The organism is Amycolatopsis sp. NPDC043885, assembly GCF_056435685.1.
The window spans coordinates 129841-143292 of the sequence record NZ_JBWKEA010000006.1 but is presented as its reverse complement, the minus strand read 5'-3'; the positions used below and the strand labels follow the sequence as shown (position 1 = coordinate 143292).

Genomic DNA, 13452 nt, shown 5'->3' with positions numbered 1-13452 from the left:
CACCCTTGACCATGCAGATAACTATACCGGTATAGTTATCTGCATGGTCGAGCTGAAATCCGCCGCCGAGCTGGACGCCATGCGCGAGTCCGGCCGTGTCGTGGCGCAGACGTTGCACACCGTGAAAGAGGCGTCGGCGATCGGCGTGAGCCTGAAAGAACTGGACGAGATCGCCGCGCAGGTGATCCGGGACGGTGGCGCGAAGCCGTCGTTCCTCCACTACCAGCCGCATTCCGCCCCGGCGCCGTTTCCCGCCGTGATCTGCGCGAGCGTCAACGACGCCGTGGTCCACGGCATCCCGTCGGACCACCGGCTGAGTGACGGCGACCTGGTCAGCATCGACGCCGGCGCCTACATCGACGGCTGGCACGGCGACGCGGCGATCAGTTACGTCGTCGGCGAGGCCGATCCCGCCGACCTCGAACTCATCGCGACCACCGAACGCGCGCTGGCCGCGGGGATCGCCGCCGCGTTGGCGGGCGGCAGGATGGGCGATATTTCCCATGCCGTCGGCGCGGTCGGTCGCGAAGCCGGGTACGGCCTCCTCGCTCACCATGGCGGGCACGGGATCGGCCGCAGCATGCACGAGGATCCGCATCTGCCGAACGAAGGCAAGGCGGGGCGCGGCATGCGGCTCAAGCCGGGGCTGGTGCTGGCGATCGAGCCGATGTTCATCGCCGACGGCCGCGACGGCTACCGGATCGAGGACGACGGCTGGACGCTGCGCACTGTGCGCGGCGCCAGGGCCGCGCACGTCGAGCACACGGTAGCGATCACCACAGAAGGCCCGCGCGTGCTCACGATGTTGTAGAACGGGAGGATGAGCGACTTCATCATCCGCCAGGGTGGTTCTGGGGACTTCCAAACGTTGCTGGACATGTTCGACGAGGTCGTCGCGTGGCTGGCCTCGCGCGGCAGCGAAGGGCAGTGGGGGGCCGAGCCGTGGTCCACGATCCCGAAGAGGGTCGAGCGGGTCCGAGGAATGGCGGACGGGCCGGGGCTGTACCTCGCCGAGATCGACGGCCAAGTGGCCGGTGCGATCATCCTCGGTGACCGTTTCCCGCATGTCTCGCCGGTCGACGAACCGGAGATCTACATCGGCTTGCTGCTGACCTCGCGCCGGTTCACCGGTCACCGGGTCGGCTCGCGGCTCATCGAGTTCGCGCTGGCCGAGGCGCGGGAACGCGGTATCGGCCTGGTGCGGGTCGATTGCTGGGCGGGCGGCGACGGCGACCTGCAGCGCTATTACGAGAGCCAGGGCTTCAAGCCGACGGAGCGCTTCGACGTCAAGGGCTGGATCGGGCAGGTGTTCGAGCAGCGTCCGTAGGACTGGCGTCGTCCCGGCTTCGGGTGCACCATAGTTGACACAACGCCAACAGTGCCCGGACAGCGAAGCCGCGGAGGAGCCCAGCATGGCCAAGCGTGAACGTTCCCTGGCAGGCAAGGTCGTCGTGATCACCGGAGCGGCGCAGGGCATCGGGGCCAGCACCGCGACGGCGCTGTCCCGGCTCGGCGCCAAGGTGGTCATCGGCGACCTGGACCAGGTCCTCGCCGAGAAGACCGCGGCCGAACTGGGCGCGGAGGCGCTGCCGCTCGACGTCACCGACACGCGCGGCTTCACCGAGTTCCTCGACGAGGTCGAGCGGCGCGTCGGCCCGATCGACGTGCTGATCAACAACGCGGGCATCATGCCGCTCGCACCGCTCGACGAAGAGGACGACGCGGCGACCCGCAGGCTGCTCGAGATCAACCTGCACGCGGTCATCCACGGCACCAGGGAAGCCGTGAAGCGGATGCGCCCGCGTGGCACCGGCCACATCGTCAACATCGCTTCGATGGCGGGAAAGGCGGGCTTCCCCGGCGCCGCCACCTACTGCGCCACGAAACACGCCGTCGTCGGCCTGTCGGAATCGGTGCATCTGGAATTGCACGGCACGGGCGTGCTGGTGTCCTGCGTGATGCCCGCGGTGGTGCGCACGGAACTGGCCAGCGGGCTCGGCGAGGCGAAGTTCTTCAAATCGGTGCAGCCGGAAGATGTGGCGCAGGCCATTGTCGATGCGTTACGCCGTCCCAAGTTCGACGTCTTCGTGCCCGCGTCGCTGGACGCCATGGGCAGGATCACACGGCTGCTTCCGCGCCGCCTCGGCGAAGGCCTGCTTCGCGCGCTCGGCGGCGACAAGATTCTTTCCTCCGCAACGCATTCCAGTGCTCGCGCGGAGTACGAATCGCGTGCCGCGCGGAGTGCTCCAGGGGCGGAAAAGGGCACCGATTCTTAACTCGTACGGCCTAGCCACTGTCCGAAATGGACGACCTGTGGCGGCCGGGGTGTTGAGTCGTGCGCTCCCAGGCGGCAAGATTACGTCTTACCGCGTTGATTCCCCAGGAGGCACACCATGGCCACACCCCCGGCACGGCTCGCCGCCGCCGCGTCGAACGTCGTCGGGAAGGTGCTGCACGGTGGTGTCGCCGATCTTCGCCCGGTGCCGCGCGTCCTGATCGACCAGGGCCCGAATCGTTCGCTGTACCGGCTGACGAACGGCAAGAGCCCCCAGTCGGGCCCGCCGGTGCTGCTGGTGCCGCCGCTGGCCGCGCCCGCGCTGTGCTTCGACCTGCGCCGCGGGTGCAGCCTCGCCGAGCACCTGGTCGAGGGCGGCCGCAACACGTACCTGGTCGACTACGGGAACGTCGCCTTCTCCGACCGGCGCCTCGGCATCGAGCACTGGATCGAGGAGGTGCTCCCGCGCGCGATCCGCAAGGTCAGCGAGGACTCCGGTGGCCAGGGCGTGCACGTCGTCGCGTGGTGCCTCGGCGGGATCTTCTCGTTGCTGACCACCGCCGACCAGCCCGATCTGCCGATCGAGTCGATCGCCACCATCGCGTCGCCGTTCGATTTCACCGCGATCCCGCTGATCGCCCCGTTCCGCCCGCTGGTCGACCTCACCGGCGGCCACCTGCTGACCCCGTTCTACCGGGCGCTCGGCGGCGCACCGTCCTATTTGGTCAGCCGCGTCTTCCGGGCGACCGGGATCAGCAAGGAGATCACCAAACCCCTTGCCATCCTGAAGAATCTCGACGACCGGGACTACCTGGCGCAGATCGAGGCCGTCGACCACTTCATGGACAACATGATCGCCTACCCCGGGCGTACGTTCGGCCAGATCTACCACCGGTTCTTCCGCGCCAACGACCTCGCCGAGGGCACGGTCGACCTCAACGGCCGCATCATCGCGCTGTCCGGGGTCAAGGTGCCGACGCTGGTCATCGCCGGGCAGAACGACACGATCGCGCCGCGCGCGGCCGTCGAACGGCTCACCGAGCTGCTGGACAACTCGCCGTCGGTGACCTTCGAGACCGCGCCCGGTGGGCACCTCGGCGTCCTCACCGGCCGGAAGGCCCGCGGGACCACGTGGCGCTACCTCGACCGTTTCCTCGACGAACAGGCCGCTTGAGCCTCGTCTTCGGTGCGCTGGGTGATGGCGCTGCGCAGGGACTGGCGTGGCGCGATCATGTCCACCATCTCGGTGATCTGGCGCCAGGCGTCGGCGATCTCGGCCGTCGCGCGGTCGCGTTGCAGGACGACCGTGGACAACACGAGCGCGGTGAGGCCGACGGTGGCGTCGAAGGCCTGGACGTGCAGCATCCGGGCGGCCAGTTCGTAGGAGCCGTAAGGACCGAGCCCGCGTATGGCGGCGATGATCGTGACGGTGCAGACGCACAAGGAGCACAGCAGCGCCCCGGCCTGCCGGAAGCGCAGCGCCGCCCACACGAGCACGGGGAAGACCAGGAACAGCTTCGCCGTCGTCGTGGACGCGAGGATCGACGTGCCGACGGCGAAGAGCGCGAGCGTCGCCGCCTCGCCCCAGCGGAGGAGCGGAACCCGCCTGGGCAGACGGAACCTCGGCGCTAGAAGCAGCAACGGCGTGATCGTCAGGACGCCCATCGCGTCGCCGGTCCACCACACGAGCGCGGTCGCCCAGAAGTCGCCGGGGCTCAGCGCGCCGCCGACGATCAGCACGCCGGTGCCCAGTGCGGCGCTGAAGGCCGTGCCCCCGATCGCTCCGACCGCCACCAGGAGGACGGCGTCGGGAAGCCGGTCGAGCTCGTTGCGGAAACCCAGCCGCCGCATGACCGCGTACGCCAGCATCGGGCCGATCGTGTTGCCCGCGGAGATCGCCAGGACCGTGCCCAGCGAAGGACCGAGGGCGATGTTCGTCAGGAGGGCGCCGAGGAAGATGCCCGGCCAGAACCGGGGCCCCAGGAGCATCGGCACCGCCAGCGCGACACCGGCGGCCGGCCACAGGGGCGAGATCTGTCCCCGCACGATCGCCCACTGGATCCCGATCCGGGCGGTGGCGAAGTAGCAGATCGTGACGCCGAGGACGATGAGACACCAGCGTGCGGCGGGGGAAAGCGGTCTCATCACGACTCCGGCCTTCGCTGGCTGAGGAAGCTAGGAGAGTACCCCTGTCCGGCGGCCGCGGAGGTGTTGTCGAAATGGTGGAAATAAACGGGCTCGTGAGTGGTAAGGACGGTTCTAACCGTCCTTACCACTCACGAGCCCCACGCCTTACTTGAGCTCCGCCGACGTCTTGCCCAGGATCCGGCGCGCCACGATCAGCTGCTGGATCTGTTGCGTGCCTTCGAAGATGTCCAGGATCTTCGCGTCCCGGCTCCACTTCTCCAGCAGCGATTCCTCGGTGTAGCCGAAGGTTCCGGCCAGCTCGACGCATTTCAGCGTGATCTCGACGACCGACCGGCCGGCCTTCGCCTTGGCCATCGAGGCCTGCAACGAGTTCGGCTTGCGGTTGTCGGCCATCCACGCCGATTCCATGGTCAGCAGGTACGCCGATTCGTAGTCCGCCTCCAGCTGCAGGAACGTCGCGGCGGCGGCGTGCTGGCTGTGGACGGGCTTGTCGTAGTCGATGGTCACCCCGGCGTCGGTGAGGATCTTCCGGGTCTCTTCCAGCGCCGCGCGGGCGACACCGATGGCCATGGCGGCGACCAGCGGGCGGGTGTTGTCGAAGGTCTGCATGACCCCGGCGAAACCCTTGGCGGTGTCGATCTCCGGCGTGCCGAGGAGGTTCTCCTTGGGCACGCGGACGTTCTCGAACCGCAGCACGGCGGTGTCGGAGGCACGGATGCCGAGCTTGTGCTCGACGCGCACCACCTCGAAGCCGGGTGTGCCCTTCTCGACGACGAACGACTTGATCGCCGCGCGGCCCTTCGTCTTGTCCAGCGTGGCCCAGACGACGACCGCGTCGGCGCGCTCGCCCGCGGTCACGAAGATCTTCTCCCCGTTGAGCACGTACTCGTCGCCGTCCAGCCGCGCGGTCGCGGTGATCGCGGCGGAGTCCGAGCCGCAGTCCGGCTCGGTGATCGCCATCGCGGCCCACAGCCCGGAGAACTTCTTGAGCTGTTCATCCGTGGCGACCGAGCCGATGGCGGCGTTGCCGAGCCCCTGGCGCGGCATGGACAGCAGCAGACCGACGTCGCCCCAGCACATCTCGATCGTGCCGAGCACGATGTTGAGGTTGGAACCGTTGCGGTTGCCCGGTTTCTCGTTCTTCTCGGACCGGCGGACACCCGCCGCGCCCGCACCGCCCTCGCCGGAGGAGTTCAGCCCGTCCAGCAGCGCGGCGAACATGTCGAGTTCGGCCGGATAGGTGTGCTCGGCGCGGTCGTACTTGCGCGAGATCGGCCGGAACACCTCGGCCGCGGCCTGGTACGCCTGGTTGATCAGGGTACCGGCCTTCTTCGGAACCTCAAGGTTGATCATGACTGCCTTTCGAAAGTCCTGGGTCGTGTCCTGTGAGTCCGTTCGGTGGGCTTCGTGATCCAGGTGGTTTCTGGTGCCGTCAGTGGCCGCCTGGGCGCGAAGACCGCGGACATGACTTGCAGGGCACGACCTAAAGAAGGACGGCGCCTTCCATCACGCCGATCGCACGGAGGTCGCGGTACCAGCGTTCGACCGGGTGTTCCTTGACGAACCCGTGCCCGCCGAGGAGCTGCACCCCGGCGCTGCCGATCTGCATCCCCTTGTCGGCGGCCAGTTTCCGGGCCAGCGCGACCTCGCGGGCGTACGGCTTGCCCTGTTCGGCGCGGGAAGCGGCGCGGAGCGTGACCAGCCGCAACCCTTCCAGCTCGATGGCGATGTCGGCCACCGAGAACGCGACGGCCTGCCGGTGGCTCACCGGTTCGCCGAACGCCTTGCGCTCGTTGACGTACGGCACCACGTAGTCGAGGACGGCCTTCGCGGTACCGGCGGCCAGCGCGGCCCAGCCGAGCCGCGAGAGCCGGACGACCTCGGTGAAGACCTCGGCCTTGCCGCCGCCGAGCAGCGCACCGGCCGGAAGGGCGACCTTCTCCAGGTGCAGCTTCCCGGTCGCCGCGCCGCGCAGGCCCATCGCCGGTTCGTTTTCGATGGTGACACCGGAGTTCGACGACTCGACGAGGAACAGCGCCGGGCCGCGGCCTTCCAGGTCGGCCGACACGATGAACAGCTCGGCGTCGGCGGCCCTCGGGACCAGCGACTTCACACCGTCGAGCTGGTAGCCCTTCGGCGTGCGGCGGGCCTTGGTCGCGGGCTTGAACGGGTCGAACAGCGCGGTGCGCTCCTGCAACGCGAGCGCCGCGGCCGGGACGTTCTCGCCGACGAACGCGGGCAGGTAGTCCGCCTGTTGCTGCTCGTCGCCGTAGGACACCAGCGCGGTGCTGACCGCGGACGGCGCGAGCACCGCGACCGCGAGACCCAGGTCGCCGTGCGCGAGGGCCTCGGCGACCAGCGCGTTCGTGACGACCGACCGTTCGGTGCCGACCCCGCCCAGCTCCTCCGGGATGCCGACGAGCGTGATGCCGAGTTCGGCGGCACGGCTCAACAGGCCCTCGGGCGCATGGAGCTTCGCGTCGGCGTCGGACGCGGCGGGCCGCAACTGTTCGGCCGCGAACTCCGTCACGGTCTCGACGATGAGCTGCTGGTCCTCACTCGGGGTGAGGTCGAACAGCCCGGTGTCCTCGGCAGGCGCGAGCCGCGCGGGCTTGCCGAGCTTCTGGGCGGATTTGAAGGTCCGTCCCGCCGCGCCCGCGACCCGGAAGCCGTTGCGCGTCCCGGCACTGACCAGGTTCTGCACGGGCTTCCGAAGTCCGGCCCGTTCAATGACCTTGCTCCCGGCCAGCCGGGTGAGCGCGGACAGGCCAAGGCCCATCGCGTCTCGTTTCCTAGGCGCACCCACGGTGAGTCTCCCTGCCTCGCTTACCTACTCGTGAGTAGGTTAACTCGCCTTGGGCTGATGCGCCACCATGGGGGAGGCGAACGTCACGCCGGTGAGTGATCCGGGAGGCCGGGCAGGCCAGGATTACTCACGATCTTGCGCCTCTCGACGACCACGAGACCCACCGCCGCCAGCGCGACGATGCCGACGAGCGCGATCGCCGGCACCAGTTCCAGCAGCGGAGTCGCGGCCAGCAGGACCACCGCGAGTACCAGTCGCCGCACGTTCCACGAGCCCAGGTTCCGGCGCCGCAGCCCGCTCAACGCGATGAGATACAGCGCGAGCCCGCCGGTCAGCGCCCAGATCGGGGTTCCGTGGAGGCCGTCGGCGAGGCTGTGGTGCTCGGTGTCGGACACGTAAAGCAGCGACTTCTTCAGCCCCAGCGCCACGAGCACGATCCCGGCGATGAGCGGGAGGTGCAGGAAGGTGTACGTATCGGTTCCGATCCGTACCCGCTCCACGCCCTCCGCGCGCTTCAGGTTGTGCTCGGACACGTGCGCGACGACGGCGAAGTACATCCACCACATCGCCGAAGCCAGCGTGAGCCCGAAGACGGCGGCCAGCGTGATCGGCCAGGACATCGGGTACGAGCTGATCCCGATGCCGATCGCCACGATCGACTCGCCGAGCGCGATGATCACGATCAGCCCGAACCGCTCGGCGAAGTGGCCGGGCTGGTGCAGCCGCCAGTCCGAGGAACGGGTCCGGAAGACGTTGACGTAGTCGGCCAGCATCGCGACGGCCCAGATGCCGAGCTGCGCCCAGCCGGAGAAGAACGCGGCGACAGTCAGCAGTGCGACGCTCGGCAGCAGGCCGACGAACATCTTCAAGACGGTCTTGCGCAGCTCGGGGTCGGTCCGCGCGGCGCCGAAGTACGCGGTCAGATGCAGCAGCCGGACGAGGAAGTAGCAGCCGACGAACATCAGCGGCGCGTACAGGCCGCCGGGCAGGTCGGTGAACGCCTCCGGGATGGTCAGTGAGACCAGGAACATCGTCCCCATCGCGGCGAACATCGCCAGCTGGGCGATGCCGCGGTCGACGTGCAGGGTGTTGGCCAGCCAGGCGTAGGCGCACCAGCACCACCACAGCACGGCGATCATCGCGACGCCCTGTCCGATGCCGAGCGGGGTGAGGTGATCGGCCATCAGCTGCGTGGTCTGGGTGATGGCGTAGACGAAGACCAGATCGAAGAAGAGCTCCAGCGTGGTGACCTTGTGGTCTTCTTCCCGGGTCACCAGATGCAGGCCGCGTTTCGTGGGCACGCGCATATCGTGCCCTTCACTCCTTTGCGGGACACGCGAGTTTGCCCAAAGCGGACTTTCAGACCCCGAGGACGGCGTGCATCAACGTCGTCAGCTCGGCCTCGATATTCGGGCGGCCGTTGACGCGCCGGGTGCGCGCGAGGTCGTTCGCGATGGTCAGCGCCGCGTGCACGGTGATCTTCACTTCGCGCAGGCTCAGTTCCGGCCGGACCTCCGACGCCAGCGCGATCCAGCGCGCGACGTAGTCTCGCTGGACCCGGATCAGGTCCGCCTTGTCGCGTTCCGGCAGTTCCATGGGGCTGCCGGAGAACGACACCAGCAGTTCGGGCGTGTGCAGCAAGGTGTGCACATAGGACGCCGCGAGCCTGCGCAGCGCGTCGCGTTCGTCGCCGGTCCGCAACGCGCGTTCCGCGGCGAGCGCCAGCCGGTCGGCAGCTCGGTGCCCGATCGCCACCATCAGCGCGGCCTTGCTGGGGAAGTGCCGGTACACGCTCGGCCCGGCGATCCCGGCGGCCGCGCCGATCTCCTCCATGCTCACCGAACGGAAGCCGCGTCGGCCGAACAGCTCCGTCGCGGCCGCGAGGATCTGCTCGCGGCGGGACGGTTCGCCGAGTGCCATCGACGGCGTCTCTTCCGGCGGCTCCGAGGGTTCGGGAAGTGTGACATGCAGCACCGACTCCGCCAGCTGCACCAGGATCTGCGCGAAGCGTTTCTTCGCCACGGACGTGTGATGCACGGAGACGCTGCCGAACACGCTCAGCCCCGCCCAGCACAGCAGCTCGGCGTCGTCGGCGGTCAGTTCGGGCCGCAACGCGAGCAGTGCCTTCGACCACGCTTCGAGCACCGCGCCCGACCGGCGGCGGATCTCGCGCCGTTCCTCCCGCGGCAGGTGTCTGCCCTCCCAGCGCCACAGCGCGGCGACCTCGCGCCGCTCCACCGCCTGCGCCGCGAGGGTGCCCAACAGGGCGTTGACCTGGGCGGGAACGGGAAGGTCGACGTCCGCGAGCGTCTCGGTGGTGGCCGTCTCCATGTCGTCGATGCCGGACAGCACGACGTAGGACAGCACCGCCTGCTTGTCCGAGAAATGCCGGTACAGCGCGGGCCCGGTGATCCCGGCCGCGGCGGCGATGTCGTTGATGCCGACGCCGTGGAACCCGCGGGCGCGAAACAGCTCCGCGGCGAGGCCTGCCAGCTGGGCCTTGCGGTCGCGCGGTCGGGCTGAACGCTCGGTCGGGTGATCCATGGGTGAACACACGATAGCGCCGGTTGCGTGCATCGCAACCCATTGACACCTTGGGGTTATCGCGGTTTATGTTAATGACCATTAGCATGGCTACCGGCCGGTACGACCCGGCTGTGTCCATCCCTGATACAGCGCCGTACTGCGGAGGAGTTTTTCTGTGAGTAGCGAGGCCTACATCTACGAGGCGATCCGTACGCCTCGCGGCAAGAACAAGGGCGGTGCCCTCCACGGCACCAAGCCGGTCGATCTCGTGGTCGGCCTCATCGAGGAACTGAAGGTCCGGCACCCGAACCTCGACCCCGCCGTGATCGACGACATCGTCCTCGGCGTGGTGTCCCCGGTCGGCGAGCAGGGCGCCGTGATCGCGCGAACCGCCGCGCTGAACGCGGGTCTTCCCGAGTCGGTCGCCGGCGTCCAGCTGAACCGCTTCTGCGCCTCCGGCCTCGAAGCCACCAACACCGCCGCGCAGAAGGTGCGTTCCGGCTGGGACCAGCTGATCATCGCCGGTGGTGTCGAGTCGATGTCGCGCGTGCCGATGGGCTCCGACGGCGGCGCGCTGTTCATGGACCCGGCCACCGCGTACGACAACTACATCGTCCCGCAGGGCACCGGCGCCGACCTGATCGCGACCATCGAGGGCTTCTCCCGAGAGGACGTCGACGCGTGGGCCGTGCGTTCGCAGGAAAGGGCCGAAGCGGCCTGGTCCGGCGGCTACTTCGCGAAGTCCGTCGTCCCGGTGAAGGACATCAACGGCGTCACGATCCTCGACCACGACGAGCACCGTCGTCCCGGCAGCACCATCGAGGGCCTCGGCAAGCTCAAGCCCGCCTTCGCAGGCATCGGCGAGCTGGGCGGCTTCGACGCCGTCGCGCTCCAGAAGTACCACTCGGTCGAGAAGATCAACCACGTCCACACCGGTGGCAACTCGTCCGGCATCGTCGACGGCGCCGCGGTGGTGCTGGTCGGCAACGAGCAGATCGGCAAGGACTTCGGCCTGACCCCGCGCGCCCGCATCGTGGCGACCGCGACCGTCGGCTCCGAGCCCACGATCATGCTCACCGGCCCGACCCCGGCCACCGAGAAGGTCCTCAAGATCGCCGGCCTCACCCCGGACGACATCGACCTGTGGGAGCTGAACGAGGCCTTCGCCTCGGTCGTCCTCAAGTGGATCAAGGACCTGCACCTCGACGAGGAGAAGGTCAACGTCAACGGCGGCGCCATCGCGATGGGGCACCCGCTGGGCGCCACCGGCGCGATGCTGGTCGGCACCGTCGTCGACGAGCTGGAGCGCCGCCAGGCGCGCCGCGCCCTGGTCACCCTGTGCATCGGCGGCGGCATGGGCGTCGCGACCATCATCGAGCGGGTCTGAGGAAGAGACAATGACTGAAGCGAAGACCATCCGCTGGGAGCAGGACGCCGACGGCATCGTCGTGCTCACCCTGGACGACCCGAAGCAGTCCGCCAACACGATGAACGCCGACTTCCGCGAGTCGCTCGGCGTGGTCGTGGACCGCCTGGAGGCGGAGAAGGACAGCATCACCGGTGTCGTCCTCACCTCGGCCAAGAAGACCTTCTTCGCCGGTGGCGACCTCAACGACCTGATCCAGGCCAAGCCGGAGCACGCCGCCGAGATCACCGAGAGCAGCGCCCTGATGAAGGGCCAGATGCGACGGCTCGAGCAGCTGGGCAAGCCGGTCGTGGCCGCCATCAACGGCGCCGCGCTCGGCGGCGGTCTCGAACTGGCGCTCGCGACGCACCACCGCATCGCGGCCGACGTCAAGGGCAGCCAGATCGGCCTTCCCGAGGTCACCCTCGGCCTGCTCCCCGGCGGCGGCGGCATCGTCCGCACCGTGCGCCTGCTGGGCATCCAGAGCGCGCTGCTGAACGTGCTGCTGCAGGGCCAGCGGCACCGCCCCGCCAAGGCGAAGGAGCTCGGCCTCGTGAACGAGCTCGTCGGCACCGTCGAGGAGCTGGTCCCGGCCGCGAAGGCGTGGATCAAGGCCAACCCCGAAGGCGGCGTGCAGCCGTGGGACGTCAAGGGCTACAAGATCCCGGGCGGTACCCCGTCGAACCCGAGCTTCGCGGCGAACCTGCCCGCGTTCCCGGCGAACCTGCGCAAGCAGATCAAGGGCGCGAACATGCCGGCTCCGCGGGCGATCCTGGCCGCGGCCATCGAGGGTTCGCAGGTCGACTTCGACACCGCGATCACCGTCGAGACCCGCTACTTCGTGCACCTCGCCACCGGCCAGGTCTCGAAGAACATGACGAAGGCGTTCTTCTTCGACCTGCAGAGCATCAACTCCGGCGGCTCGCGTCCGGAAGGCTTCGAGAAGTACACCGCCAAGAAGGTCGGCGTTGTAGGCGCGGGCATGATGGGTGCCGCGATCGCGTACGTCTCGGCGAAGGCCGGCATCGACGTCGTGCTCAAGGACGTCACCCTCGAAGGCGCCGAAAAGGGCAAGGGCTACGCGGTCAAGCTGGAGGAGAAGGCGCTCTCCCGCGGCAAGACCACGCAGGAGAAGTCCGACGCGCTGCTCGCCAAGATCAAGCCGACCGACAAGGCGGAGGACTTCGCCGGCGTCGACTTCGTGATCGAGGCCGTCTTCGAGAGCGTCGAGCTGAAGCACAAGGTGTTCCAGGAGATCGAGGGCGTCGTCAACCCCGACGCCGTGCTCGGCTCCAACACCTCGACCCTGCCGATCACCGCGCTCGCCGAAGGTGTCCAGCGGAGCGAGGACTTCATCGGGATCCACTTCTTCTCGCCGGTGGACAAGATGCCGCTGGTCGAGATCATCTGCGGTGAGAAGACCTCGCCCGCCACGCTGGCGAAGGTCTTCGACTACACGCTGCAGATCAAGAAGACCCCGATCGTCGTCAACGACAGCCGCGGCTTCTTCACCTCGCGCGTCATCGGCACGTTCCTCAACGAGGCCGTCGCCGCGCTGGGCGAGGGTGTCGAGCCGGCGTCGATCGAGCAGGCCGGCGCCCAGGCCGGGTACCCGGCCCCGCCGCTGCAGCTGATGGACGAGCTGACCCTGACGCTGCCGCGCAAGATCCGCAAGGAGACCCGCGAAGCGATCGAGGCCGCCGGCGGCACCTGGAACGCGCACGCGTCCGAGGGCGTCATCGACCGGATGGTGGAGGAATTCGACCGCAAGGGCCGTTCCACCGGTTCGGGCTTCTACGACTACGACGAAGACGGCAAGCGGGCCGGTCTCTGGCCGGGCCTGCGTGACGCGTTCAAGTCGGGCACCGCCGAGGTTCCCTTCGAGGACCTCAAGGAGCGCATGCTGTTCGCCGAGGCGCTCGAGACCGTGAAGTGCTTCGACGAGGGCGTGCTCACCACCGTCGCCGACGCCAACATCGGCTCGATCTTCGGTATCGGTTTCCCGGCGTGGACCGGTGGTGTCATCCAGTACATCAACCAGTACGAGGGTGGCCTGCAGGGCTTCGTCGACCGGGCTCGTGAGCTGGCGGAACGCTACGGCGACCACTTCACCCCGCCCGCTTCGCTGGTCGAGAAGGCCGCGAAGGGCGAGATCTACGAATAAGCCGCTTCGTGAACGGCCCGTTCCTTGCGAAATTCGCCAGGAACGGGCCGGTTTCGTACTGCGACGCTCTTGCTACTTCTTCTTGCGGTTCAGCTGAGGGAGCCAATACCCAGGAGGCTGGGGGTCTG

At 68.4% G+C, this 13452-nt stretch carries 11 protein-coding genes; 6 read left to right on the top strand and 5 right to left on the bottom strand.

The annotated features are described in order from the left end of the window. Window positions 1-43 precede the first annotated feature (43 nt). From map to AC069I_RS20105, 4 genes are all read left to right on the top strand, one after another. Window positions 44-811, top strand: coding sequence for a type I methionyl aminopeptidase (gene map / locus AC069I_RS20120; protein ID WP_478266174.1), 768 nt, complete (start codon window positions 44-46; stop codon window positions 809-811). Between the two features lie 9 nt (window positions 812-820). After that, window positions 821-1327, top strand: a complete 507-nt coding sequence (locus tag AC069I_RS20115; protein ID WP_478226351.1) for a GNAT family N-acetyltransferase — start codon at window positions 821-823, stop codon at window positions 1325-1327. Window positions 1328-1412: 85 nt separating this feature from the next. Beyond that, window positions 1413-2276: an SDR family oxidoreductase gene (locus tag AC069I_RS20110; RefSeq protein WP_478226352.1), complete on the top strand. Its 864-nt coding sequence runs from the start codon at window positions 1413-1415 to the stop codon at window positions 2274-2276. A 117-nt stretch (window positions 2277-2393) separates the two neighbouring features. After that, window positions 2394-3449, top strand: a complete 1056-nt coding sequence (locus AC069I_RS20105) for an alpha/beta fold hydrolase (protein ID WP_478226353.1) — start codon at window positions 2394-2396, stop codon at window positions 3447-3449. Here AC069I_RS20105 and AC069I_RS20100 read toward each other — a convergent pair. From AC069I_RS20100 to AC069I_RS20080, 5 genes are all read right to left on the bottom strand, one after another. Further along, window positions 3413-4420 (bottom strand): MASE1 domain-containing protein, encoded by a 1008-nt coding sequence (locus tag AC069I_RS20100; RefSeq protein ID WP_478226354.1) that lies wholly within the window; start codon window positions 4418-4420, stop codon window positions 3413-3415. The genes AC069I_RS20105 and AC069I_RS20100 overlap by 37 nt on opposite strands. A 147-nt stretch (window positions 4421-4567) precedes the next feature. Beyond that, window positions 4568-5776: an acyl-CoA dehydrogenase family protein gene (locus AC069I_RS20095; RefSeq protein WP_478226355.1), complete on the bottom strand. Its 1209-nt coding sequence runs from the start codon at window positions 5774-5776 to the stop codon at window positions 4568-4570. A gap of 130 nt (window positions 5777-5906) precedes the next feature. After that, a complete protein-coding gene (locus AC069I_RS20090; protein WP_478226415.1) occupies window positions 5907-7202 on the bottom strand; it encodes an acyl-CoA dehydrogenase family protein in 1296 nt (431 codons plus the stop codon). 110 nt (window positions 7203-7312) lie between these two features. After that, window positions 7313-8536: a low temperature requirement protein A gene (locus tag AC069I_RS20085; RefSeq protein WP_478226356.1), complete on the bottom strand. Its 1224-nt coding sequence runs from the start codon at window positions 8534-8536 to the stop codon at window positions 7313-7315. Between the two features lie 52 nt (window positions 8537-8588). Further along, window positions 8589-9773, bottom strand: a complete 1185-nt coding sequence (locus tag AC069I_RS20080) for a TetR/AcrR family transcriptional regulator (RefSeq protein WP_478226357.1) — start codon at window positions 9771-9773, stop codon at window positions 8589-8591. A gap of 157 nt (window positions 9774-9930) precedes the next feature. Between AC069I_RS20080 and AC069I_RS20075 the strand changes: the two genes are divergently transcribed. Further along, window positions 9931-11142 carry an acetyl-CoA C-acetyltransferase gene (locus tag AC069I_RS20075; protein WP_478226358.1) on the top strand — a complete coding sequence of 404 codons (1212 nt, stop codon included), beginning with the start codon at window positions 9931-9933 and terminating at the stop codon, window positions 11140-11142. Between the two features lie 10 nt (window positions 11143-11152). Continuing rightward, on the top strand, window positions 11153-13324 hold the full coding sequence (locus AC069I_RS20070; protein WP_478266173.1) for a 3-hydroxyacyl-CoA dehydrogenase NAD-binding domain-containing protein: 2172 nt from the start codon (window positions 11153-11155) through the stop codon (window positions 13322-13324). Window positions 13325-13452 lie beyond the last annotated feature (128 nt).

Bases quoted from the DNA above. Each gene is read 5' to 3' on its own strand.
- map (WP_478266174.1), top strand. From the start codon at position 44: ATGGTCGAGCTGAAATCCGCCGCCGAGCTGGACGCCATGCGCGAGTCC.
- AC069I_RS20115 (WP_478226351.1), top strand. From the start codon at position 821: ATGAGCGACTTCATCATCCGCCAGGGTGGTTCTGGGGACTTCCAAACG.
- AC069I_RS20110 (WP_478226352.1), top strand. From the start codon at position 1,413: ATGGCCAAGCGTGAACGTTCCCTGGCAGGCAAGGTCGTCGTGATCACC.
- AC069I_RS20105 (WP_478226353.1), top strand. From the start codon at position 2,394: ATGGCCACACCCCCGGCACGGCTCGCCGCCGCCGCGTCGAACGTCGTC.
- AC069I_RS20100 (WP_478226354.1), bottom strand. From the start codon at position 4,420: ATGAGACCGCTTTCCCCCGCCGCACGCTGGTGTCTCATCGTCCTCGGC.
- AC069I_RS20095 (WP_478226355.1), bottom strand. From the start codon at position 5,776: ATGATCAACCTTGAGGTTCCGAAGAAGGCCGGTACCCTGATCAACCAG.
- AC069I_RS20090 (WP_478226415.1), bottom strand. From the start codon at position 7,202: ATGGGCCTTGGCCTGTCCGCGCTCACCCGGCTGGCCGGGAGCAAGGTC.
- AC069I_RS20085 (WP_478226356.1), bottom strand. From the start codon at position 8,536: ATGCGCGTGCCCACGAAACGCGGCCTGCATCTGGTGACCCGGGAAGAA.
- AC069I_RS20080 (WP_478226357.1), bottom strand. From the start codon at position 9,773: ATGGATCACCCGACCGAGCGTTCAGCCCGACCGCGCGACCGCAAGGCC.
- AC069I_RS20070 (WP_478266173.1), top strand. From the start codon at position 11,153: ATGACTGAAGCGAAGACCATCCGCTGGGAGCAGGACGCCGACGGCATC.